The sequence below is a fragment of the Cupriavidus sp. 291-E7 genome (genome assembly GCF_057798835.1).
Genome location: NZ_JBYOJV010000001.1, coordinates 488,112 through 512,262, shown reverse-complemented (window position 1 = coordinate 512,262; position 24,151 = coordinate 488,112). Strand labels below are relative to the sequence as shown.

Annotated in this window: 21 protein-coding genes; 11 read left to right on the top strand and 10 right to left on the bottom strand. The window is 65.9% G+C overall.

All coding sequences use genetic code 11. The annotated features are described in order from the left end of the window. Positions 1-5: 5 nt before the first annotated feature. The 3 genes from AC3FLX_RS02345 to AC3FLX_RS02335 form a co-directional block, all read right to left on the bottom strand. Positions 6-1,370: a TolC family protein gene (locus AC3FLX_RS02345; RefSeq protein WP_488693491.1), complete on the bottom strand. Its 1,365-nt coding sequence runs from the start codon at positions 1,368-1,370 to the stop codon at positions 6-8. A 290-nt stretch (positions 1,371-1,660) separates the two neighbouring features. After that, entirely contained in the window at positions 1,661-2,497 is an 837-nt protein-coding gene (locus AC3FLX_RS02340; RefSeq protein ID WP_488693489.1) for an HpcH/HpaI aldolase/citrate lyase family protein, read from the bottom strand. 9 nt (positions 2,498-2,506) lie between these two features. Further along, positions 2,507-3,679 (bottom strand): CaiB/BaiF CoA transferase family protein, encoded by a 1,173-nt coding sequence (locus AC3FLX_RS02335; RefSeq protein ID WP_488693487.1) that lies wholly within the window; start codon positions 3,677-3,679, stop codon positions 2,507-2,509. Between the two features lie 151 nt (positions 3,680-3,830). On the opposite strand from AC3FLX_RS02335, the gene AC3FLX_RS02330 reads away from it, so the two are divergent. The 6 genes from AC3FLX_RS02330 to AC3FLX_RS02305 all read left to right on the top strand — a co-directional run bounded on the left by AC3FLX_RS02330 (position 3,831) and on the right by AC3FLX_RS02305 (position 11,142). Then, positions 3,831-4,766, top strand: coding sequence for a LysR substrate-binding domain-containing protein (locus tag AC3FLX_RS02330; RefSeq protein ID WP_488693485.1), 936 nt, complete (start codon positions 3,831-3,833; stop codon positions 4,764-4,766). A 120-nt stretch (positions 4,767-4,886) separates the two neighbouring features. Beyond that, on the top strand, positions 4,887-6,539 hold the full coding sequence (locus tag AC3FLX_RS02325; RefSeq protein WP_488693483.1) for an MFS transporter: 1,653 nt from the start codon (positions 4,887-4,889) through the stop codon (positions 6,537-6,539). Beyond that, complete coding sequence (locus AC3FLX_RS02320) at positions 6,536-7,672, top strand: HlyD family secretion protein (RefSeq protein ID WP_488693481.1); 1,137 nt, start codon at positions 6,536-6,538, stop codon at positions 7,670-7,672. The genes AC3FLX_RS02325 and AC3FLX_RS02320 overlap by 4 nt, the downstream gene beginning before the upstream one ends. Next, positions 7,669-9,060 (top strand): efflux transporter outer membrane subunit, encoded by a 1,392-nt coding sequence (locus AC3FLX_RS02315; protein WP_488693479.1) that lies wholly within the window; start codon positions 7,669-7,671, stop codon positions 9,058-9,060. Before AC3FLX_RS02320 ends, AC3FLX_RS02315 begins: the two co-directional genes overlap by 4 nt. Before the next feature lie 125 nt (positions 9,061-9,185). Next, entirely contained in the window at positions 9,186-10,154 is a 969-nt protein-coding gene (locus AC3FLX_RS02310; protein ID WP_488693477.1) for a tripartite tricarboxylate transporter substrate binding protein, read from the top strand. Positions 10,155-10,377: 223 nt separating this feature from the next. Beyond that, entirely contained in the window at positions 10,378-11,142 is a 765-nt protein-coding gene (locus AC3FLX_RS02305; RefSeq protein ID WP_488693475.1) for a sulfite exporter TauE/SafE family protein, read from the top strand. A 26-nt stretch (positions 11,143-11,168) separates the two neighbouring features. On the opposite strand, the gene AC3FLX_RS02300 is transcribed toward AC3FLX_RS02305, so the two are convergent. Further along, positions 11,169-11,792: a DUF938 domain-containing protein gene (locus tag AC3FLX_RS02300; RefSeq protein ID WP_488693473.1), complete on the bottom strand. Its 624-nt coding sequence runs from the start codon at positions 11,790-11,792 to the stop codon at positions 11,169-11,171. A gap of 96 nt (positions 11,793-11,888) precedes the next feature. Further along, complete coding sequence (locus AC3FLX_RS02295) at positions 11,889-13,877, bottom strand: PhoX family protein (RefSeq protein WP_488693471.1); 1,989 nt, start codon at positions 13,875-13,877, stop codon at positions 11,889-11,891. A gap of 181 nt (positions 13,878-14,058) precedes the next feature. On the opposite strand from AC3FLX_RS02295, the gene AC3FLX_RS02290 reads away from it, so the two are divergent. After that, complete coding sequence (locus AC3FLX_RS02290) at positions 14,059-14,664, top strand: IMPACT family protein (protein ID WP_488693469.1); 606 nt, start codon at positions 14,059-14,061, stop codon at positions 14,662-14,664. Then, a complete protein-coding gene (locus AC3FLX_RS02285) occupies positions 14,654-14,992 on the top strand; it encodes a 2Fe-2S iron-sulfur cluster-binding protein (protein ID WP_488693710.1) in 339 nt (112 codons plus the stop codon). The genes AC3FLX_RS02290 and AC3FLX_RS02285 overlap by 11 nt, the downstream gene beginning before the upstream one ends. A gap of 125 nt (positions 14,993-15,117) precedes the next feature. Here AC3FLX_RS02285 and AC3FLX_RS02280 read toward each other — a convergent pair whose 3' ends face one another. The 4 genes from AC3FLX_RS02280 to AC3FLX_RS02265 all read right to left on the bottom strand — a co-directional run bounded on the left by AC3FLX_RS02280 (position 15,118) and on the right by AC3FLX_RS02265 (position 19,029). Beyond that, positions 15,118-15,861, bottom strand: a complete 744-nt coding sequence (locus AC3FLX_RS02280) for a hypothetical protein (protein ID WP_488693467.1) — start codon at positions 15,859-15,861, stop codon at positions 15,118-15,120. A gap of 367 nt (positions 15,862-16,228) precedes the next feature. Continuing rightward, positions 16,229-17,356, bottom strand: coding sequence for an extracellular catalytic domain type 1 short-chain-length polyhydroxyalkanoate depolymerase (locus tag AC3FLX_RS02275; RefSeq protein WP_488693465.1), 1,128 nt, complete (start codon positions 17,354-17,356; stop codon positions 16,229-16,231). 131 nt (positions 17,357-17,487) lie between these two features. Further along, positions 17,488-17,844: an antibiotic biosynthesis monooxygenase family protein gene (locus AC3FLX_RS02270; protein WP_488693464.1), complete on the bottom strand. Its 357-nt coding sequence runs from the start codon at positions 17,842-17,844 to the stop codon at positions 17,488-17,490. A gap of 15 nt (positions 17,845-17,859) precedes the next feature. Then, a complete protein-coding gene (locus AC3FLX_RS02265) occupies positions 17,860-19,029 on the bottom strand; it encodes a cytochrome P450 (protein WP_488693462.1) in 1,170 nt (389 codons plus the stop codon). Positions 19,030-19,190: 161 nt separating this feature from the next. Between AC3FLX_RS02265 and AC3FLX_RS02260 the strand changes: the two genes are divergently transcribed. The 3 genes from AC3FLX_RS02260 (at position 19,191) to AC3FLX_RS02250 (ending at position 23,164) form a co-directional block, all read left to right on the top strand. Then, complete coding sequence (locus tag AC3FLX_RS02260) at positions 19,191-20,768, top strand: EAL domain-containing protein (protein ID WP_488693460.1); 1,578 nt, start codon at positions 19,191-19,193, stop codon at positions 20,766-20,768. 178 nt (positions 20,769-20,946) lie between these two features. Next, positions 20,947-21,105 (top strand): hypothetical protein, encoded by a 159-nt coding sequence (locus AC3FLX_RS02255; protein ID WP_488693458.1) that lies wholly within the window; start codon positions 20,947-20,949, stop codon positions 21,103-21,105. A gap of 4 nt (positions 21,106-21,109) precedes the next feature. After that, positions 21,110-23,164 (top strand): putative bifunctional diguanylate cyclase/phosphodiesterase, encoded by a 2,055-nt coding sequence (locus AC3FLX_RS02250; RefSeq protein WP_488693456.1) that lies wholly within the window; start codon positions 21,110-21,112, stop codon positions 23,162-23,164. Positions 23,165-23,174: 10 nt separating this feature from the next. On the opposite strand, the gene panE is transcribed toward AC3FLX_RS02250, so the two are convergent. Continuing rightward, entirely contained in the window at positions 23,175-24,098 is a 924-nt protein-coding gene (panE, locus tag AC3FLX_RS02245; RefSeq protein ID WP_488693454.1) for a 2-dehydropantoate 2-reductase, read from the bottom strand. Between the last annotated feature and the right edge of the window lie 53 nt (positions 24,099-24,151).

Genomic DNA, 24,151 nt, shown 5'->3' with positions numbered 1-24,151 from the left:
AGAGATTAAGGGCGCGACGCATCGGTACGAACCTGGGGAAGCTTGTTGAGATCGGAATTGGTGCTTTGCAGCGCGGTCAGGTAGGCCGCAAGGGCCTTGGCATAGTTGCCCTGCGCCTCCACTGCATCGACACGGGTCTGGCGCAGTGCCCGACGCGCGTCGAGCAGGTCCAGCACGCCACTGGCGCCCTTCGAATAGGCAAACTCGGCACTGTTGGCCACGCTTTCGGCGGCCGGCAGCACGGATTCGCGCATCTGCTGCAGCGACGCGCGCGCGGCATCCAGTTGCGCGCGCAGCCGGCCGATGTCGTTCTGGGCTTCGAGCAGAATGCGGTTGCGATCGTCGAGCGCGGCGTAGTAGTCCACCTCCGCGCGACGCGCCTCACCACCGAAACTGTGGCGCACGAATAGCGGAATCGACACAAAGGCGCCGTAGCTGTTGCCGCTGCCGGTGGTATTGGATTCGGAGATCGGGTAGTGCTCGTACTGCACGCCTACCGTCACATCGGGCACGCGACCCGCACGGGCGAGGTCGCGTTGCGACGACGCGGCGGCCAGGCGCGCCTCGGCGGCGGTAACGTCCGGCCTGCGTTGCAGCACCTCGGGATCGAACGACGGCACCTGGGCATCGAGCGCGGGCCAGTCCGCCACCAGGCGGTTATCGGTCAGCGTGCCGGGCACACCCATTGCGGCGGCCAGAGCCGCCTTGTCGCTGGCGTGGTCGGCGATCGCGTTGCGCAGATCGGTCTGCGCGCGCAGTGTTTCGAGCTGGAGCTTGGTCACGTCGGCGCGCGACACATCGCCCGCTTTCAGGCGCGTCTCGTTGGCCTGCTGTGTCCGCCCATACAGCCCAACCGTCTCGGTCAGCACTTCCACGCGGGTCTGGCTGACCACGGCCTCGTACCAGGCCTGATCCACGGCGCCGAGCTGCTGGGCCACCACGGCCTGCGTCTGCTCGCCGGCGGCGGCACTGGCCTTGCGCGCGACCTCGGAACGCAGATTGCCCTTGTTGGCGGTTTCGATGACCTGGTCCACGCGGACCGTGGAATCGACGGTCTTGCTGCGCAGATTGCCGGACCCGACACCGAGATGCGGGTTGATGTTGGCCACGCCCAGGCTCAGCACCGGATTGGGCCGTTGGGATGCGATCTGGATATCGGCCTGGCTAGCCTCTTCGCTGCGGCGGGCCGCGATGATGTCGCGGTTGCAGCGCGATGCGTCAAGCCGGGCTTGCGCCAATGTCAGGGCAGCCTTGGCCGGAGGCGGCACGCAGGGGCCGTCGGGCGGCATCGGCGCGCTGGCGGCATGGCCAGCGCTGGCCACCAGGGCAAGCAGCGTTGCCGCGGCGGCGCGGGAAACAGGAAAATGCACGATCAGTCTGGCTCAATTCGACTTGCGGTCTGCTGTAAACGACCGTGCCACCTGAATGGTGCACCGGGTAAGCGACTTTTATCGTTCTTTAATTTCCCGGTGGCCTGCCTCTCGCGCTTCAAAATCGGCCCGGCACGATCTCCCATGCGCATTTGAACGCAACCTGATTACAAACGGCTTTCATCCTGCTCATATTTTTCGATATTTGCATCGAACCCACCGGTCAGGGAAAACACCGATTGGCGCGGACCCGGCGTAAATAGAAGCACCATTCCGCCCTTAATAAAACATTAATAGAGCGCGGCCGCGACAATACGCTGGGCGCGCTCCAATACTGGCCGATCGACCATCTTGCCATCCACCGCAATGGCCGCGCCATGTGCCGCCGCGGCCTGTTCCACCACCCGCCGGGCCCAGGCAACTTCGGCCCCGGTCGGGGCCAGCGCCTGATGCACACCGCCCACCTGGTTCGGATGAATCAGCAGCTTGGCGCCAAAACCAAAGCGCCTGCCCCGCAACGTGTCGGCAGCCAGTGCCTCGGCGTCGCCGATGGCCGTGCAAACCCCATCCACCGGCGCCGGCAGACCGGCGGCGCGGGAATGGAGCACGAGTTCGCTGCGGAAGTGATGCAGCGGCAGGTCGTCGTCGCCGACATCGAGGTCGAACATCAGGTCGATGCTGCCGAACAGCAGGCGCGTCACACCCGGCGCTTGCGCCACATCGCGCAGGTCGGCAAAGCCCGCCGCCGTTTCCAGCAGGGCATGGCAGGGCATGTCCGGCAGCACAGCTCGCAGCGCCGCCAGCGACGCCTTGCCGGTCTTTGGCAGGACGATGGCCCGCACGGCATGCGTCCGGCAAAACGCGAGATCGTCGGCAAAATACGCGGTATCGGCGCCGTTCACGCGCAGCAGCAGCGCCACGCCGGCCGCATCCGCCTGATCCTGCAACGCAGGCCACGGTGTGCGCAGCGCGTCGCGTGCTTCAAGCTTGGCCTCTGGGGCGACGGCATCTTCCAGATCGACGATAACGGCGTCGGCACCGGCGGCAAGCGCCTTGCCGATGCGTTCGGGGCGCGATGCTGGCACGAACAGGTAGCTGCGCGGTGCGCGGGCGGTTTTGGTGGTCATGCCCGCTCCTCAGACCACGCCATCGGCGTGAAGGGTGGCGATTTGCGCGGCGTTGCAACCCACTTCGGCCAGGATGGCGTCAGTATGTTGGCCCACGGCCGGAACCGGGTCCATGCGCGCATCGGTCATGCCCGGCGGCAGCAGTGCCGGCACTGGTCCGGCGGCCGTTTCCACCTGGCGCCAGCGCTCGCGCGCCGCCAGTTGCGGATGGTTCCAGACGTCCGCCATCGTATTGACATTGGCGTTGGCGATCTTGGCCTCTTCCAGCCGTTGCACCACTTCGGCGGCGGTAAGCCGCGCGAATGTCTCGACGATGCGGGCGCGCAATTGCGCGCGGTTGGCGCTGCGCAGGCTGTTGGTGGCAAACGCGGCCTGCGTGGCCAGTTCCGGCTCCTGCAGTACCACCTTGCAGAACACCGCCCATTCGCGCTCGTTCTGCAGCCCCAGCATCACGGTCTTGCCGTCGCCGGTCGGGAACGGTCCGTAGGGGTAGATCGTGGCGTGCGCGGCACCGGCACGCGGCGGCGGCTCCGCGCCGTCGAACGCGTAATACATCGGAAAACTCATCCACTCGACCATCGATTCCAGCATCGACACGTCGATACGCTTGCCCCGCCCGGTCTGCCCCCGTTCGATCAGCGCCGCCAGCACATTGCTGTAGGCGTACATGCCGGCGGCAATGTCGGCCACCGAGGCGCCGGCCTTGACGCCCTCGTCCGGCGTGCCCGTCACCGAGACAAAGCCTGATTCGCTCTGCACCAGCAGGTCATATGCCTTCTTGTCGCGGTAAGGCCCGTCGCCGCCATATCCCGAAATATCGCAGACGATCAGGCGCGGATAGCGCTTGGACAGCGTCTCATAGTCAAGCCCGAGCCGTGCCGACGCGCCGGGGGCCAGGTTCTGCACCAGCACGTCGGTCTTTTCCAGCAGCGCTTCCAGCACGGGCGCCGCGCCCGGCGCCTTGACGTCGAGCGTCAGGCTTTCCTTCGAGCGGTTGGTCCAGACAAAGTGCGACGACAGCCCCCGCACGCGGCCGTCATACGCGCGTGCGAAATCGCCGGGGCCGGGTCGCTCGATCTTGATGACGCGCGCACCCAGGTCAGCCAGCTGGCGCGTGCAGAACGGCGCGGCAATGGCCTGTTCAAGAGAAACTACGGTGATGCCTTCAAGCGGTCTGGACATGGCAGTGTCTGGGGCGAATGGTGCGCATGGCACGATGCTGGCAAATCTACCCGTCCACGCCGTCCATGTGAAATAGGGATTGCGGAAGGCACCATAAGTAGAATCAATACCCTGGACTTTCCACATCTGATAAGCCAAGGAGACCGCAAACATGGACATCCGGGCCATGCGCTACTTCGTGGCCATCGTCGACCACGGCAGCCTGACCCGCGCGGCCGAAGTGGTCTGCGTGGCCCAGCCGGCGCTGTCGCAGCAGCTGGCGGCGCTGGAGGACGAATTCGGTGTGCCGTTGGTGCACCGGGGCGCCAAGGGCGTGCGCCCCACCGAAGCCGGCAAGACGCTCTACCGGCATGTTCGCAATATCCTGCGTCAGATCGAGATCGCCGGGGCCGACGTGCGCGTGGCGGGCACCGAAGTGTCCGGCAACGTGGCGATCGGCCTGCCCACCACGGCGGCGGCGGCCTTCGGCATGGCCCTGGTGCGCGCGGTGCGGCAACGTTATCCGCAGGTCCGGCTGCAGCTGTTCGAAAGCATGAGCGGCTATATTTCCGAACTGCTGAACCAGAACCGGCTCGACTTTGCGATCCTGTTCCGCGACACACCGTCGCGCGCGGTGGAACCCGAACCGCTGGCCAGCGAGCCGCTTTACCTGATCGGCAGACCGCCCGGCCCGGCACCCCGTGGCAAGGCAGGCGAAACGGTGGCGCTCAAGGCGCTCGACGGCATGCCGCTGGTGCTTCCGAGCGGATCGCAGGGCCTGCGTGAAGTGGTGGAGCGCAGCTTTGCCAAGGCAGGCATCACGCTGAACGTGGTGGCCGATCTGGATTCGCTGCCGTTCCTGCTGGCATCGGCACGCGAAGGGCTGGCCTGCACGATCCTGCCGGCGTCGTCGCTCGACGAGGGCGACGCGGACGTACCGCGCCGGCGCATCATGCCGGAGCTGCGCCGTACGCTGTCGCTTTGCTGGCCGCGCGCGTTGCCGCGTTCCAATGCGGCGGAGGCGGTGGCGGAGGTACTGCGCGAGATCGTGGCCGAGAAAATCGCCACCGGTGGCTCGCTGGCGGCACCGCCCGCGCCGATGCGATGACGGGGCTCGCCCCGGCCGCCCACCGCAGGACGGCAGCCGGGCGCGGAGCCGCTTGCCACGCGCGACGTCCTCCCGCATCATCCCCACATCCCACGTCGTTCGTCGCCCGACCCAGCAGTCATGGCAACTGCCAGCTACGAGTTCAAGCCGCATGAACGGCCCACGATTCCTGGGTCGCCGGCCACGCCCGACCATCCCACCCCGCGGCGGGTGGCCTACTTCTGCGTGGGTGTGCTCATCGGCCTGACCGGCGCCTTTGGCAATGCACTCGTCGTTGCCAATCTCAATAACATCCAGGGTGTTTTCGGTCTCTACAGCGACGAGGCCGCATGGTTGTCGACGGTTTATGTGATGACCAATGTCTGCATGTCGATGCTGGTGATCAAGTTCCGCCAGCAGTACGGCCTGCAGCGCTTCACGCTTGTCTTCCTGCTTTCCTATGCGATCGTCGCGGGGGCGCATCTGCTGACGCACTCGTTCGGTACGGCACTGCTGGCGCGCGCCGCGAATGGCATCGCCGCCAGCGGCCTGTCCACACTCGCGCTGTACTACATCATCCAGTCGCTGCCGGCGCGGCATCGACTGCGCGCGGTGGTCATCGGCTTCGGCGTGCCGCAACTGGCCACGCCGCTGGCGCGAACGTTTTCCACGGGCATGCTCGAAGCCGGCAACTGGCAAACGCTGTATGAGTTCGAGTTCGGACTGTCCCTGCTATCGCTGGTGGCGGTGGGCTTGCTGCGCCTGCCGCCCAGCGAGCGCATCAAGGCATTCGAGCCGCTCGACTTCGTCACCTTTGCGCTGTTCGCGCCCGGCATGGCGCTGCTCTGCGCGGTGCTGGGCCAGGGACGCATCCTCTGGTGGACCGAGGCGCCCTGGCTCGGCTATGCCCTGTGTGGCGCGGTGATCCTCATCGCGGCGGCGCTCTGGATCGAGCACAACCGCGTGAACCCGCTGCTCAATACGCGCTGGCTCGGCAGCACCGCGATCATCCGCTTTGCCGTGGTAGCCACGTCGGTGCGTATCCTGCTGTCCGAACAACCGTATGGCGCCGTCGGGCTGCTTACCGCGCTCGGCATGGTCAACGACCAATTGATATCGCTCTACATCGTCGTATCGATCGCGACGGTGGCCGGCATTGCCGCGAGCGCTCTCACGCTGAATCCCCAGAACTTCGGCAGGCCCATTCGGATCTCGCTGATCCTGATTGCGATCGGTGCTTTCATCGATGCGGGTTCCACCAACCTGACCCGGCCGCAGAACATGTATTTCACGCAGTCGTTGATCGCGTTCGCGGCGGTCTACTTTCTGGGTCCGACGCTGCTGATCGGCATGGGCAGCGCGCTGCAACGCGGCATGAGCCACTTCGTCAGCTTCTCGGCGTTGTTCAGCATCACCCAGTCGCTGGGCGGACTGGCTGGATCGGCATTCCTGGGCACGTTCCAGACCTGGCGCGAGAAGATTCATTCCCATGCACTGGTGCAGAGCATCAGCCTGTCCGATCCGCTCGATGCGGCACGCATCCAGTTGCTGGGGAATGTCTATAACCGCGTGCTGGGCGACCCCTTGCTACGGCAGACGGAGGGTGTCCTGGCGCTGGCACAGCAGGTCACGCGCGAAGCCAACGTGCTGGCATTCAACGATGTGTTCCTGGTCATCGGCATTCTGTCGACCGTGACGTTCGTCTGGCTGCTGGCGCTACACCTCAGCAAGGTAGTGCCCGGCCATATCCCGGACAGAAAACCCGCGCCCTCTTCCACGGAGACCCGATCTTGAGCGCCACGCCCCCGCCGTCCGAGCCACCCGAGCGGCTCCAGGACCCCGTCGAGGTCGAATCGGCACCCAAAGGCTGGGCGCCGCCGCGCGGCACCTGGCGTGTGACCGCGTTCATCGTCGTTGGCGCGCTGGCGAGCGTGTTGATCATCCTGTTCGCGTGGGGCCTGCCGCCCTTCACCCGCACGATCCAGAGCACCGACAACGCCTATGTACGCGGCCAGACCACGATCATCAGCCCGCAGGTCAGCGGCTATGTGACCGAAGTGCCCGTGCACGACTTTGACCTGGTGAAGACGGGGCAGGTACTGCTACGCATCGACGAGCGGATCTACAGGCAGCGCGTGGAGCAGGCGCGCGCATCGCTGGACACGCAGATCGCCAATCTGGCCAATGCGGACCAGACCCAGCGTGCCCGCGAGGCCACGGTGGCATCGCAACTGGCCAATGCCGACAACGCCAAGGCGCAGCTGCTGCGCGCGCAGGCGGACATGAAACGGGTGGACGAACTGGTGGCCGACGGGTCGGTCTCCCTGCGCGAACGCGATCAGACGCGCGCGGCATTGCGCCAGACGGAGGCGGCCGTCGAACAGTCGCGCGCCGCGGTGGAAATCGCGCGGCAGGACGTGCGGGCGATACTGGTCAGCCGCGACGGCCTGAAGGCCGCCGTGGAGCAGGCGCGCGCCGCCTTGCAACTGGCCGAGATCGATCTGTCGAACACGGTCGTCGTCGCGCCGCAGGACGGGCGGCTGAGCCAGATTGGCGCGCGGCTGGGCCAGTACGTGACATCGGGCACGCAGCTGATGTTCCTGGTGCCTCCGCAACGCTGGGTCATCGCCAACTACAAGGAAGCCCAGACCGCGCACATGGCACCGGGACAGCGCGCCAGCTTCCGCGTGGATGCGCTGGACAACGCCCGTCTGACCGGTCGAGTGGAACGGCTGGCACCGGCCGCGGGTTCCGAATTCGCCGTCATCGTGGCCGACAACGCCACCGGTAACTTCGTCAAGGTGGCACAGCGGATTTCCGTACGCATTGCAATCGATCCCGACCAGCCACTGGCGGAACGACTGCGCCCCGGCATGTCCGTGCAGGCCGAAGTCGATACCAGCACCGGCCGGCCGCCCGCGCGATGAAACGGACACCCCGCGCCACGATCCTCGCGGCAGCGCTGCTGCTTGCGGCCTGCATGGGACCGCGTCCGCCGCAGCCGGAAGCCATCGCCCCGCCGCCGGCATGGCGCGTGGATGCCGGCCCGACCGTGGCGATCGAGCGCGACTGGTGGCAAGCCTATGGCGACCCGGCGCTTACCGCGCTGGTGACACAGGCGCTGACCCAGAATGACGACATCGCCATTGCCGTGACGCGCGTGCGCGAGGCCGATGCCCAGTCGCGCATCGCGCGCGCGGCATTGTTCCCGACCCTCGACTTCACGGCCGGCGGCACGCGCGCGCGGTCTATCAACGCATTTGGCGTGCCACGCTCTGCCAGTACCGGGCAGTTGGTCTTCGATGCGTCCTACGAGGTGGACCTGTTCGGCCGCATCCACGACGCGGTGGGCGCCGCGCGCAACAACCTGCTGGCCAGCGAAGCGGCGCGCGACACCACGATCCTGTCTGTGTCCGCCGCCGCCGCGCGCGGCTATATCACCTTGCGCGCGCTCGACGCGCAACTGGAGGTGGTGCGCCAGACGTTGGATTCGCGCGCCGATGCATTGCGCCTGGCGCGCGGACGGGCGCAGGCCGGTTACACGTCGCAGCTCGAATATGAACAGGCACGCGCCGAATATGAGTCCACCGCGCAGGCGGTGCCGCAGGCCGAGCTGGCGGTGGCGCGCCAGGAAAACGCGCTCGGCGTGCTGATCGGGAACCCTGATGCCGGCGTCATTGCGCGCGGCTTGTCGCCGCAGGCGCTGCAGCAACCTCCGGTGCCCGATGGCCTGCCGTCCGATCTGTTGCGGCGGCGCCCGGACATCGCCCAGGCCGAATTCACGCTGGCCGCTACCGATGCCAGCCTGTCGGCCGCGCGCAAGGCCTATCTTCCGAGCATTCCGCTGACCGCTTCGGGAGGACTCGTGTATGCGACCGGGCTGGCCAATCCGGTGCGAATCTGGGCACTCGGCGGCAGCGTGCTGGCACCGTTGTTCGAGGGCGGGCGCATCGTCGCCGGCGCCGATGCCGCCGCCGCGCAACGCGACGAGGCCGCCTACGCCTACCGCCGTGTGGCGCTGACCGCGTTCCGCGAAGTCAACGACAACCTTGCAGCCGTGCAGAAACTCGGCGAGCAGGAAGCGCGGCTGCGCGAGCAACGCGACGCACTGGCGGCCGCGCTGCGGCATGCCACGAACCGCTATCGCGCCGGATACTCGCCCTATCTGGAACAGCTCGACGCCCAGCGCCAGTTGTTCAGCGCGGAGCTGAACCTGATCCAGGCGCACGCGGACCGGCTCAATGCCAGTGTGGCCCTGTACCAGGCGATGGGCGGCGGCTGGCAGCCCGCGTCCACCGACACCGCGGCCCGATAAGAAAACCTTATGGCGCCAGACGCCGATTGAATTTCTCCTGCGCGCACCGCTGCGCTAGAGTGGTCGCCACACCACCCGGCATACAGCGAGACATCGTCGCCGGGCGGCATACAACAGGAGACAGCATGACCCGCAGCATTCGCGCCTTGGCCGGACTGGCGCTGGCGGCCGCCGCCATCGGCCACGCCCACGCAGACACTTACCCATCGAAGCCGATCCAGATGATCGTGCCGCAGGCGCCGGGCGGCACCAACGACATCGTCGCGCGACTGGTGGCAGCCGATCTCTCGCAGCGGCTTGGCCAGCAGGTCGTGGTAGAAAACCGCCCCGGCGCGGGCGGCAACATCGGCACGCAGACTGCCGCGCGTGCCACGCCCGACGGCTATACGCTGCTGATGACGATCAGCAGCACGCAGGCCATCAACCCATCGCTCTACCGCAGCGTGCCTTTCGACCCCGTCAAGGACTTCGAGCCGATCTCGACGGTGGCCACGGTACCCAATGTGCTGGTGGTGAACCCGGCCTTCCCGGCCAAGTCGATGTCGGAACTGATCGCGATGGCCAAGGCCAAGCCCGACTTCTATCGCTACGCCTCGGCCGGCAACGGCACGTTGAATCACCTGCTGGGCGAGATGTTGAACACGACGGCCGGCATCAAGCTGGAACACGTGCCTTACAAGGGCGTGGCGCCTGCGCTCAACGATGTGCTCGGCAATCAGGTGCCGATGGCGTTTGCCAGCCTGCCCTCGGTGCTGGCACACATCAAGGCCGGCAAGGTCCGCGCGCTTGGCGTGAGCTCGGCCAAGCGGTCGCCATTCGCCCCGGATATCCCGGCCATCGGCGAAACCGTGCCCGGCTACAGCGGCGATCTCTGGGTCGGCCTGTTCGCGGTACGGGGTACGCCGAAGGAAGTCACGCAGAAGCTGTCCAGCACGATGCAGGCCGCGCTTGCCGACAAGGCGCTGCGTGACAAGCTCGCCGCGCAGGGCGCCGAAGTGCTGGGCGGCACGCCGCAACAACTGGCCACCACGCTGCGCGCCGATATCGACAAGTGGGCGAAGATCGTGAAGCAGTCTGGCGCCCAGGTGGATTGAGCCGGATACTCCGCCTCGCCGCCTCAAATTGCACCACTTGCCTGGATGCCCGCCATCACGCGCCGCCGTGATGGCGGCATTGTCGTTCTGGCCGGAAGCATGCGCCGACGATATCGCGCCATCGATGCCACCCCGATGCCGAGTTCGTTTTTCCCCAATGTCATGCCTCATGTCCGCGTATCATCGCGGACTTGCCTGATCCGTACATCGCCCCCGATTCGCCATGCCTGACCATTCGTTGTTGTCCGCCCTGCTCATCTTCGGACTCGGAGGGCTGCTCGGTGGGGTTGGCGGGCTGTTCGGCATCGGCGGTGGCCTGATCGCCATTCCGGCACTGGGCCTGCTCTACGGCATGGACCAGCAACTGGCGCAGGGCACCTCGCTGGTCATGATCGCGCCCAATGTCGTGATCGGCTTCTGGCAATACCGCAAGCGCGCCGATATCGACCTGCGAACGGCCGTCGTGCTTGGTCTGTCGGCGATGCTGGCCACCTATCTCTCCGCGCGGGTGGCAACGTCGATCGACGCCGCGCTGCTGCGCCGTATCTTCGCGGTCTTCATGATCGGACTGGCGACGTATTTCCTCTGGCGCCTGCTGCCCGGTCACGCCGTCACCCAGCAGCGGGCGCGCGCTTCCTCATCCTGGATTCCTGCCGTCGGCGTCGTCGGCGGCGCCTTCTCCGGCTTCTTCAGCGTCGGCGGGGGCGTTGTCGCGGCACCTGCCCTGGTCGGCCTGTTCGGCATGCGCCAGGCGGCGGCACAGGGCCTGGCCCTGGCCCTCGTCACGCCCGGCGCGGTCGTCGCCCTGCTCACCTACGCACATGCCGGCCATGTGGACTGGCGCAGCGGCATTCCTCTTTCGCTGGGCGGCATGCTCACGATCTCGTGGGGCGTGGCACTGGCCCATCGCATGCCGGAGCGGCGTCTACGTGCGGCGTTTGCCGTGTGCCTGATCGCGACGGCGGTAGTGATGCTGGTACGCGGCTAAGCAAAGTCGCGCCGGGGTTGCCCTCATCATCCCTGCTTGTGAAACACCAGGCTGAAGTTGTTTGCCGGCATCGGGATCGGTTCAGCGCAGGTCAAACCCTGTGCCGCGCCTAACGCGATCACGTCCTCCATGTCGCGTACACCCCAGTCGGCGTCCGCGATGCGTAGCTGCCTGTCGAAGGCCTCGTTGCTGGGCGCGGTGTGTGCGCCATTGCGGCGGTACGGACCGTAGAGATACAGCACGCCGCCCGGCGCAAGCCGTGTGCCGGCGCCCGCGAACAGTGCCTCGGCGGCGGCCCACGGCGCGATGTGGATCATGTTGATGCAGAGGATGGCATTCACGGTGCCAATGCCCCACGGCTCCTGCCGGACGTCGATCGCCAGTGGCGGCAGCACGTTCGTGACCTGCGCGTGGGCGGTCCAGGCGGCGATCGACTCGCGGTGGGTGGCATCGGGATCGCTGGGCTGCCAGGTCAGGCCCGGCAGCGCCGCCGCGAAATGCACCACATGCTGTCCCGTGCCGCTGGCAATCTCAAGCGCCGTGCCGTCCCGCGGCAAGGCGTCGCGCAATACGGCCAGGATCGGCGCACGATTGCGATCGGTGGCGGGCGCCATGCGGCGCGCGGTCAGGTCAGCGGCGGGCTGGGTCATGGGGTCTCCTGTGGGGTCGCGCCGGCTACGAAGTCAGGCGCGGGCCCACAGGTTAGCAAACCTGCCGTGGCCGCGTGGTCAGACAGTGCAAATCGCTCAGGCGCGCCGGTTCAGTCGCAGGGCCGACGGGGTGGCGGTGAGATAACCCACCGCGGCACCAAAACCATCCTTGTAGTTAGCGCGGATCAGCGGATCGAGCGCGGGCTTCACCTTGTCATGCAGGCCCTTTTCCCAATCGCCGGCGTGCTGGAAATTGCTCATGATGTAGGTCCAGCCGTGAATCTCGTCCACGGCGTGCAGCCCCGTCGATTCGGCGCCGGCCGGGCACGACAGCACACGCGACAATTGCTTCGTATCGACGTTGTACGCCCACAGGAAGTTGTTGACGTGTGTATTGCTGTCTTCGCCGATGAACAGCGTGCGCAGCGTTTCCGAAAACTTCAGGTTGTCAGGCGTGGCCACCTTGTCCGGGTTGGCATAGTTGCCCAGCGCATCCTGAGCCTTCCGGGGACCTCCGCCCAGGTCTTCGGACACCAGCGCGGGCACGGCCGCCATATCCACGGGCACCCACTCGCTGTCGATACGCGCGCCCGCCTGATCCGTCTGCGCGGCGCGCAGGTTCAGCTCATAGACGGCGCCCGAGTACGGGCCTTCCACGCGGATGTCGCCCGCATTGGCGGCATTGCCCGCCAGCATGCTGGTCTCGATACGCGAGATCGCCGAATACGCCTTGCGGTCGGCGATATTGACGGTCGTGCCTTCCATCTTGGTGAAGCCCAGGCTGCCGCCCACCAGTGCCGCGTAGCGGTGTGTTTCCAGAAAGGCCGCCGCCTTTTCCTGCCCCGGCTTGAGCTTGACCCAGTTCGGCTTGCCATCGAACATGATGCGCGCGTAGCTGGAGTCTTCCGGGTCCTTGAACTGGACGTCCATGATGTCGGTGACCTTGATGCCGCCGTCCACGAGCTTGCGGATCTCGTCGCTGGTGGCGCTGCCGAGCGGAATCCACGACAGCGTGGCCGCGCCCGGACCCGTGCCCGAAGTCTGATGCCACTTGGCGACATAGAGCTTGCCGGCCGAGAGATCGCGCGGACGGTCGGCGATGAACATGAACAGGCCACCATTGGTGGCGTCATCACCCATCAGCACGGTGCGCTCGTCGGGCATCACCTGCACGAGTTCATGGGAAATGCGGCCCATGCAGTAGTGCTTGCGGATCGACCCCGTACCGTCCGGGTGCACGGTTACCTCGGGCAGATGGCCGTAGTTGTACGGATTGGCGCGGCTGGCATCGCCATACAGATGCTGGCTGAAGCCGCGCAGTTTCTTGTCGGTGCCAGCCTTGGCCGCGTCGGGTTCGTATTCCTCGCTCGACAGGTGGGTGTTCCAGGGCGAAAGGCTTGCGCCGCAGGTGATCCAGAGTCCATTCACGCTGGACGTATCGACGTTGTGATAGCGCACCAGGCTCAGCTTGCCGGTCTTCGGGTCCTGATCGAGCGTCAGCACGGCAATCGGCGATGGCAGCATGCCGTGCATTTCGGCGTTGGCCTGGTCGCGCGAGGTGTATTCGAACTGCACCACGGCAAACACCGTGTTGCCCTTGACGCCACGCGCCTTCGCGTTCCGGAGCGTCAGCAGCGAGCTGCCATCGGGCGCGTCCGAATAGAAATGACGCGCCTTGCCCGGCACCGAGGTATCCATGATCGGTCGGTTCTGGATATCGTAGTAACCGCCGGCCAGCACCTGATTGCCATTGCCGTCGGGCACCATGTCGCCGGTGACGAAGAACGGCTGGTAGGCCAGCGTGTATTCCTGCGCGGTGCCATCGCGGTACGAAACCTTCAGCGTGGAACCCACCGTCGTCGTGGCCATTGCCGCGGCATTGTCCAGCGTGGGCGCTGCCATGCCGCCGAACGTGGCGGATGCGAATGCCGCCCGCGCCTTGTTGCGCGGCGTCGCGGCCAGGGCCGCCTCCATGACGGTCATGCCACCCGCCAGGCTGGCGGCAGCGGCACCAATCGGCAACATCGGAGCGCCGCCAAGAATCTTCAGGGCACGGCGACGGGAAGTAACGTTCTGGTCAGACATGGCGGTCAGTGGGTGCGTGTTCTTTGGAGGGGCGCTTCGGAGGGCTGGACGGTACCTGCCCCGCCGGATGGTAAGCGGTTTTCGTGACAGATATTTGACGGTCAACAAGCCGTCACGGAGCGGGTACCGCGCCGGGCTGCGCTACACTCGCCCTCCTGCCTGCCTTTTCCTCAGACCTGTCTTGCCCACCTTCACGCTAGCCGCCCCTGTTCACGCCGAAATCGAGATACGCAAGAGCCGCTTCATCGCGCTGGCGGTACCGGTGCCCGATCGTGACGCGGCCCTGGCCGTGATCGCGGACCTGCGCGCGCAGCATCCCACGGCCACGCACGTTTGCTGGGCTTTGCTGGCAGGTGGGCAGTCGGGCATGTCCGACGACGGCGAGCCGTCCGGCACGGCGGGCCGGCCGATCCTGGAAGTGCTGCGCCACCATGACCTGGACGGCGTGCTGGCCGCGGTGGTGCGCTACTACGGTGGCGTCAAGCTGGGCGCCGGCGGCCTGGTGCGCGCCTATACCGAGGCTATCGCGGTGGCGCTCAAGGACGCCGCGCGGATTGAGCGCATTGCCTATGCCACGCTGACAGTGCTGGTCGATTACCCTGACGAGCCGCGCGTGCGCCGCTGGATCGACCAATCGGCCGATTCCGGCTGCACGCTGGTCGACACACAGTATGGCGCCCTGGCAAAACTGGTGATCCGCCTGCCGGCCGCGTTACGGGATGACGCGCAGGCGACGCTGCGAGACGCCACGCATGGACGCGCCGGTTTTCCAGACCATGAAGACTGAGCCGACGACCGGGACACTCCCCGACATCCCCGACGACGACCGGGAATTCACGGCGCGACTGCAACCCGGCGACGTGCAATTTGCGACGTACGCATCGCTGAGCCTGCTCGAAGCCGCGTTACTCGACGGCGTGCGGCTGCCGAGTTCGTGCCGCAACGGCACATGCCGCGCTTGCATCAGCAAGCTTCACGCAGGCAGCGTCCGCTACCGGATCGAGTGGCCCGGCTTGAGCCTCGATGAGAAGGAAGACGGCTTTATCCTGCCGTGCGTGGCCTGCCCGACCAGCGATGTCGAATTTGAACCGGCTGGTACTGTAGGGAAGCAATAAGGCCGCGGAAATCCGCACAACAAAGGCGGAAGGAAATTTTCGACTTCGCGGCGACACCGCACGGGCGCCTCTCGTAGCCACGGCAATCACATTGATGGCCGGACTAAGGAGAGATGGGTTGGACGTCATCCCGGCATCGCGCCCCCAAGTCCCTTTCCTGGGGCACCGATCCCGTTGAGCTTCTCAATCAGTTCCTTCGGGGCCTGAATGGCAAAGGGATTGCCTCCCTTCTCGGTATGCTTTAGAAACTCTCGAGTTAAATCCTCTGGCGTAATCTCCTTCGCGGTTTCGGATTTACTTAAGCCTGCGTCCTGTCCAGCCACCCTCGTGGCGGTTTGAGCTTGCGCCGCCAAATTCCTCCACTCTGCCACTTGAATCGAGTACAGATCGGCGATTCGGTTGGTGCTATAGCCGAGTTCGCTCAAACGCGCTTGCAACGCCATCCACTCAAGCGCCGCTGCTATTGTGGGAGGCTTTGTGTCGCTGGACGCCCAAGGAAACTCGCGGGCAGCTGGCTTTGACACAAGAAGTCCATCTATCCGCACCTTTGCCCCGAAGGTAGCCCCTGCCAAATAAGCTCCCGAGAACACAATGAGCGCAATGCCGATACGCCCGGGAGCAGACTTCACTCGCCTGCGGTACTCCTTTATGTCTTGCTGCGAATCACCCTTCTCTCCTTCTGATTTCAAAAATTCGAGGAGATCCTTGCTCGGTTGACTGGCCTGAAGCAGTCCAAGCGCCGTGACCACAAGGCCGAAGACGGCGGGAATTGCCACTGACGCAACTGGCGTTCCTGATCCGCCGGCCATGTATCCGACGATAGCCGCAACAGATGCGATTCCAAGCAAGAGTGTCAATAGAGCTGGCATGGCAACTCCGTGGGCAGGGTGGACTATGGAAGTGCATTGCCGTAGCGGCCGTCCCACTGGAGACCGAGGGCCGGCGCACCCTTGGGTTCCTGACAGATTCACTCGAACGAGCCACTTCCGATTCCCGAGCATAGGCAAAGGCGGGAACGATCGCCAGGCGCAAACGGATGAAGTGCAAGGAGCCCAACGCTTCCTGCGGAATACTCCCTCCCGAAGAGGGATATTTCAAGCCGGAGATAGCCTTTGTCGATGATGAACTATCGGATGCCTGATCGCTCAGACGAAGCACCTTATCGACTGGTGCCTGTCAGAACTCAGATATTGCCGGGAACGCATCAACCTTTATTGTTTCCCCACACGCACCGGATCAATCGGGCTGCCTTCCATTCACCGAAAAAAAGCGCAGCGCGATCTTGAGGGCGTCGGGGCCACCGGGGTCCGAAAACGCCTGCCCGGGTGCCCCACCGCTCCACGCGTGGCGTAACCCTTCCACTTTCACCACGCGCAGGTAGGGGTTCGGCCCGGCCTGCCAGTCGAACACATCGACGGCGCGGCGCGTGCCACGTCGCACGCGCCTGGGTGGCAGTACTTTCAGGGCCGGCGATCCGGGCGGCAACAGGTCCAGCCACATCGCCGCCGTGGCGGTGGCATTGTCGTAGGACACCACGCCGTCCTCGTCCCCATGCAGCAACAGCAGTGGCGGCGGCCGGCGGCCGGCCAGCGCCATGCGGGCGGCAACCGGATCGGGGCCTCGCTCGCCGCGCATGGCCTTGGGCGCCTGCGTGGCATTGATCGCGCTATATGGGGCCGCGCCGGAATGCGAGCCGATGGCGGCAAAGCGGTCTGGATAGCGCAAGCCGAGCATCAGCGCCATCGCTCCGCCGGCTGACAAACCGAGCGCGCAAACGCGATGGGCCAGGATGGCATAGCGCTGGCAGACATGGTCGATCATCGACATCAGCAGCGCCGTTTCCGAAGCGCCGCGCGCGGCAGGCCGGAACCAGTTCCAGCAGCGCTGGGCGTTGGCCTGCACCGACTGTTCCGGCATCAGCACGACCCAGCGCGCGTCGCGTGCCACGGTGGCCACGCGCGCGCAGGCGGCAAAGCTGGCGGCATCCTGGCCGCAGCCATGCAGCAATACCAGCAGCGGGGCCGGCCTGGCCGCGCTGACGCCGGGCGGCACGAATACACGGTACTTGCGCTGTCCCATGCGGCCAATGCCGAGGCTGAAACCCCAGAGACCTTCCTCCCAGAACCCGCCGCCCTTGCTGACCGGCGCGCGCGCCGGGGTGACCACGCCGGTCAGCGCCTGGCGCGCCATCTTGCCCACGGCGTTGCCCATCGCCTTGCTGACCGCCTGGCTTTGCTGCCTGGCCGCGCGCATCATCGGATCGGTCACAGTCTGCGTGACTGTGCGACTGAACTGGCGTGCGCTGCGCGCCGCCTGCTTGCTCAGCGTTGCCCACAACTTCGTCCCGCCCGTGCGCCGTTTCATGCCGCATCGCCCTTTCGTTTCCGGTACCGCGTGGTCAGACCTCCGCTGCGATGGTGCACGAGTGTAAGGGGGGAATATGTCAGCTTGTCATGAAGCCATGCGTCAGACGCCGCTGCGTGGGCCGGTAGCGGTCAATGCCCCGTGGCGTCGTGAGCGGCGCGACTGTCCGCCGGCGCTTCCTCGCGCTCATGCAACCCGTAGTCACGCAATACCTGCGCCACGCGCAACCGGTAGTTGGCGAATACGCCGCCACGGCCGGCGGCCTGCGCCTTGCGATGATCGAACGTATTGCGCCAGGCCAGCACGGCCGCTTCGTCACGGAAGAAGGACAGGGACAGCAGCTTGCCGGGCGTGGTCAGGCTCTGAAAACGCTCCACCGAGATAAATCCGTCGATGGACTCCAGTATCGGCTTCAACTGCGCGGCGATGTCGAGATACGCATCCTGGCGCCCCGGGGCGGGTTCGACTTCGAAGATCACGGCAATCATGTGGGGACTCCCTTGTTATGGTTGTGTGGAAAAAAACGGAATGCGAGCGTTGACCGATGGCCGGTAGCGTACGCCATCAACCAGGCGGTGCGGCCGCAATCCGCGCGCCAGCAATCCCTGCACCGCACAGGCGGCCAGCACCCGCGCCAGCGCATCGCCCGGACAGCCATGACGGCCGGCGCCGAAGGTCCACGGCCTGCCGGCCTGCGCGGTGCCACTTTCCGGATCATGCGCCGCTGCCGCCAACAGCACCAGCACGGCGTCGTTGGCGCGCACCGGCTGGCCTCGGACGATGGCATCCGCGGCCATGAACCGGCGCGTGTTCTGTACCGGCGGGTCCAGATGAGCCACCCGCGCCACCAGTGCGTCGATATCGTCGGCAGACCTATCCTCGCGCCCGGTGCGACCCAGATAGACCAGCGTGTTGCCGACCAGTCCCGCCGTGGCTTCGCACGCCTGGATCATCAGGCCCACTGCATTGGCAATCACGACGTCCTTGTCGATGCCAGCGAGCGCCGAATCCTGCGATAGCGCTTGCAGCAGGCTCCCGGCTTCGGCGGACCGCTCGCCGTCCTGCACGCATCGGGTCAGCCATTGCGCGGCGGCCGCGCCGGCTTCCACATCGGCAGGCGTGGCAAGCGGGGACATCGCCATCGCAAAGGTCGAGACAAAGCCCGCCACGCGCGTGGAGACATGGCCTTCGCCATCGCGTTCGAGCGTCAGACCGAGCAGATCCGCCACGGTCAGGACGGGCAAGGTGAACATCCAGCGCGTTGCTTCGTGCGCGTCGTCGTCAGTCGCCGGTGGCAGGGCCGATGCCAGCGCGTGCGCGCGCACCCGTACCAGGCCGAGGTCCAGCGCCGCCAGGCGCTTCATCACGATTGCTTTCAGCGCCGCATGCGCCGGCCCGTCGTTCATGCGGACCAGTCGGCCAAACAGGTCGCCAGCGGGGCCGCCGGCCAGTGCCGGCGGCACGGGTTGGCCCACGGGACGCACGCGGGCGTCGGGATGGTCCAGCACCGCCGCCACGGATGCCGCGCTGGCGGCCACCCAGAGATTCAGGGCATCGTCGAAGTAGAAGGGGCGCGTGCGCGCCAGGTTCCGATAGTAGGGGTACGGATCGGCATGCGTAACGGCGGCGATAGGGCTGGTGGGCGTCATGGCTGTGGGAGCATCGGCTGGCATGACGACATGATCCCAGTCCGCGCCACCGAAATGATTCGGCCCGTCGTGAAATGTCGAATACCGGCGGAGCCGGACCTCGCGGCGCATCTGCCAGCACAATATCGGACTTGGCAACGATATCGATCTGCTATCCTGCGACGCACCCTTCACAGCGTTTTTCCATGACACGGCGCCTTCGGCTCTTGATGTTCTGCGTGGTGGCGCTCGGCGTATGCGGGCCAGTGGCGCTGACCATATGGCTGTCGCGCGAGTTCGCCGAGCAGTTGTTCCGCGAGCGCGTGGACCAGTTCACCGAACGCGCCCTGCTGCGCGTGGAAGCCGTGGCGCGCGATGGCATTGACGCAGCGCAACAGGCCGACCGCTTTGCCGGCGATCTGTGCAGCCAGCCCCATCTCGATGCGATGCGCGAGGCCGACCTGCAGCATCGTTACGTACGCCAGATCACCTACCTCGATAACGAGCAGCTGCTGTGCGCGTCGTCGTCGTTTCCGGGCGCGCTGCGCAGCATCGAAGGTCAAAACCAGGCCTGGATCGAGCTGCCGCAACGTCAGGCGAAGTACCGCGTCGATGGCGCCGACAGGCGATCCCGCACGGTCCAGTTCCGCGCCGGCCGGCACGTGGCGCTCGTCGACGCGCAGTTCTTTATCGATATCTTCCCATTCGACTCGCAGATTCGCCTGGGCATGGTCGACACGCGCACCGGTGAAGTGGTGGTGATGTGGAAAGACACCGATGCGTCCATGCTGGAGCGCGCATGGACCAACAAGCAGGACGGCGAGGTGCTGAACGACCGCTATCTGGACGTGAGGGCATCGCAGCGGCTGCCCTTCGCCGTCATCGCGTATGAACCGGTCGGGGAAGTGGTCAGCACCTGGCGGCGGCTGCTCTACGTCAGTCTGCCGGCGGGCCTGCTGGTCAGCGCGATTGCCACCTTGCTGATACTGCGATGGGGCCAACGCCTGCGCAGTCCGGAGTACACGCTTCAAGATGCAATCCGACGCAAGGAATTCTTCGCGGTCTATCAGCCCGTGATGGCACTGGACGATGGCCGCTGCGTGGGTGCCGAGGCGCTGGTGCGATGGCGCATGCCGGACGGCACCATCGTGCCGCCCGACCGCTTTATCCCGATGGCGGAGGCGGTAGGCGCCATTCACGCGATCACGCAATGCGTGATCGAGGCCGTGCTCGCCGATCTGGGCAAGCATCTGGCCGCGAATCCCGACCTGCATGTGTCGATCAACCTGTCACCGGACGACTTCCGTGCCAGTGACACCTTGCCCGTCATCAGTGCGGCACTGGCCCGCACGGGCATCCGCGCCGAGCAGATCTGGATCGAAGTGACCGAGCGCGGCTTTGCCAATGACACGGCCTGCCGCGAGACGATTGCCGCCTTCCGCAAGGCCGGGCACCCTATTCTCATCGACGATTTCGGCACCGGCTATTCGAGTCTGGCCTACCTGCAAGACCTCGATGTGGACGGTCTCAAGATCGACAAAGCCTTCGTGAGTTCGATGACGACCGATGCGCCATTGAAGTCCGTCGTGCCGCATATCATCGGCATGGCCCAGGCGCTGGGCATCCACATGGTGGCCGAGGGCATCGAGACCGAGGCACAGCGTCAGGCGCTGCAACAACGCGGCGTGCAGTTCGGGCAAGGCTGGTTGTTCGGCAAAGCCATGCCGCAGGCCGATTTCATTGCGTTCTGGCATCTGCATGCCCGCGCGCCCGCCACTGTCTGACGCACGATATCCGCATTACGCCATCCGTTTGGTCCTATACTCGCCGTTTCCATTCGCGCAAACGACGAAAGCGATCGACCATGCTTTGAGCCATCAAACACCTGACGGAACGACAGTTCCGCAACGCCGGCCTTCGGGGACATGCCGGCATGGCGGATAGGGACGGGTACCACGGTTCATGAACTTGTCGTCGTCGATGGCCAACATCGGCGTCACAGTGAAGACATCAAAACAAGAATTTGCACCGAACCGGGTGATTCAGGACGCGGAAGACCGCCAATCAGGTCTTGTGGTGCGCAACGCAATGCGGCGCGCGCGCAAGCGGCGGTGGGCATGAACCCATGAAAACAACACATAGTGCGCTGAGTGCGGCGCTGGCCCCGATGCGCGCCGAGGAAGGCACCGTGGCGGCGCTCGATGCCACGCAGGCACGGCTGACACGGCACGACCAGTTGCTGGCGGTACGCCGCACGGTACGTCTGTCGATTCCCATCAATATCATCCTGGGCCTGAGCGTGCTGGCCGTGGCGTGGCACGCCGGACGCGGCTCCACGGCCTTTGCGTGGTTCCTGATGTCGCTGCTCTGGAACGTCTTGCGGATCTGGCTGTGCCGCGTGCCGCTATCCAGATCGCCCGCGGCCGTGCGGCCCGACGATGCGCGAATCGCCGGCACGGTGACGCGCCATCTGCGCATCCACTGTGTGCTGGCCTTGCTGTCGGGTCTAACGTGGGCGGCGATTCCGGTGCTCTGCGATGGCTACACGTCGCCGCAAGCGCTGTTCTACCTGACCGTGGTCTGCGGCATTACCGCTGGCGCGGTGACGCATGGCTTTGCCTACGCGCGCATTCCGCTTTGTTTCATCACGCCGCCCCTGCTGTCGGCGGCGGCATGCCTGTTCTGGTTCGGAGACTTCGACAAATACTGGCTGGCCGGCACGACAGTGCTTTACCTGGCCGCACTCATAAGGTGCACGCTCGAAAGCGAACGGCAGATCCGGCATTCCATCCAGCTCAAGAACGAAGCCACCGCCATCCACGATTCGCTGCGCATCGCGCATGAAGACGCCGTGACCCGCGCCGACGAGATGTGGACGCTGGCCAGCGTTGATCCATTGACCGGCCTGTTGAGCCGTAGCGGCTTCTTCGACCGGGCCAACAAACGCTTTGCCAACGGCCTCAGTGGCCGGCACTGCCTGTTGCTGCTGGATCTGGACGGCTTCAAGCTCATCAACGATGCATTCGGCCACAAGGCCGGCGATGGCGTGCTGCGCGAAGTGGCCAGGCGGCTCGAAACCGTGGGCGGCCCCGGCGCGCTGGTGGGCCGCATGGGCGGCGACGAGTTCATGATGCTCTATAACCCGTTCGACGAGAACGACTGCCCTTCATCGCTCGCGGCGCGGCTGATCACTGCGGTACGCCAGCCGCTGGAGGGCTACGAGTACTGTCCGCTAGGCATCAGCATCGGCATCTGCCGTGGCCCCGACGTCAGCCTGGACGACATGCTGCTGTTTGCCGACGCCGCGCTGTATGCGGCCAAGCGCATCGGCCGCAATGGCGTCTACGTGTTTGACGACGAACTGCATCGGCACCTGCAGATGCAGCGCGACATCGAACGCGACCTGCCCCGCGCACTGGCGGACGATACGCTCGAAGTCTGGTTTCAGCCAATCTTTGGCGATGGCGGCACGCAGGTGCGCAGCCTGGAGGCGCTGATCCGGTGGAAGCACGCCCGGCACGGCTGGGTACCGCCGCCGGAACTGGTATCGGTGGCCGCTGCCTCGGGATTGTCGGAGACGCTGCTGCGCGCGACGCTTTCCAAGGTATGCCGGCTGTCCAAGGCCATTCAGGCGCTCGGCAGTCAGGGGATTCCGATCGCCATCAATCTGTCCCCGCGCGAAATGGCCCAGGTCGACATCGACCGTCTTCTGCTGACCACGCTGGAAGCGTGCAAGATCGAGCCGGGCCTGCTGACCGTCGAGATCACCGAAGAGGTGGCACTCGACGTCGTGGCCGTGCAAGGCAAGCTCGCCAATATGGCCAAGGCCGGCGTGGCGATTGCACTCGACGACTTCGGCGCGGGCTACTCGGGGCTGGGCGCGCTGCGGCAGCTCGGGGCGGCATGCGTGAAGGTGGACCGCAGCTTCATCACGGACATCGCCCACTCGCCGCGCAATCAGGATTTGATGCGCGCGGTGCTGAACCTCGGTCGCTCCTTCGGCTTTGAAGTGGTGGCCGAAGGCGTGGAACACGAGTCAGACCGTCAAACGCTGATCGGCATCGGCTGCCATACGATGCAAGGCTATCTGCTGGCGCGCCCGATGCCGGAAGCGGAATTGCTGGCCTGGCTGCGGGCGCGCATGGCGGCGCCTCCGGCCAGCGCCGCCACGTCGGCATAAGCCCCGGCCGTCAGCCGCCGCGCGCGCGCCGGGCTTCGTACGCCTTGAGATGGGTCAGCGCCAGCGCCAGCGTGGGTGCCTCGGCCTGGCCCCGGCGGGCCAGCAGGTCTCCCACGATCTGATCGGATTCGATGGCGGCGCCGCGCTCCACATCGCGCAGCATCGACGCCATGAGCGGCGAGCCTTCGGCAAACAGCGTCGCCCTGGCCTGCTGCATGGCCGGCTCACGCACCGGATAGCCGTTGGCCGCCGCAATGGCCGCGCATTCATCCAGCAGGGCGGCAATGGTCTCTCGGCCACGCGGCGCGGCCAGGATGTCGCCGACGGCCGCCCGCATCAGGCAGGTGGACGCCGCCAGCGTGGCCAGGAAGAACCATTTTTCCCACATGTCCTGCAGCATCGCATCGCTACGCTGCACATCGAAACCCGCATTACCGAACACTTCGGCCAGCGCCTGCGCGCGTGCGCTGTTGCCCGACGGACGTTCGCCAAACGACAGGATGTGAAACGCCGACAGATGCAGGATCGTGCCCTGATCGTCCAGCGTGGTGGAAATCATGCAGCGCCCGCCCAGCACGCGCGCGGCCCCGAAGCGTTCGTCGAGCCGGTCCAGATGACGCATGCCATTGAGCATGGGCACGATCGCGGTGTCCGGCCCCACGGCGGGTGCGATGGCATCCATCGCGCTGTCCAGGTCGTACGCCTTGCAGCTCAGCAGCACCACGTCGTACGGCGCCTGAATCTGTTCGGAAAGGACGATCGGAGGTTTGGCGATGTGCAGATCGCCATGCGGGCTTTTCACGCGCAAGCCGTGCTCGGCCAGTTGCGCGGCACGCCGGGCGCGCACGAGAAACGTCACGTCACGCCCTGCCTGCAGCAACCGCGCCCCGAAATAGCCGCCAATGGCGCCCGCACCGACCACCAGAATACGCATCCTCGACTCCCAGGTCCGGCCCGGCACCTTGCCAGGCGATGCGTCATTCTAGT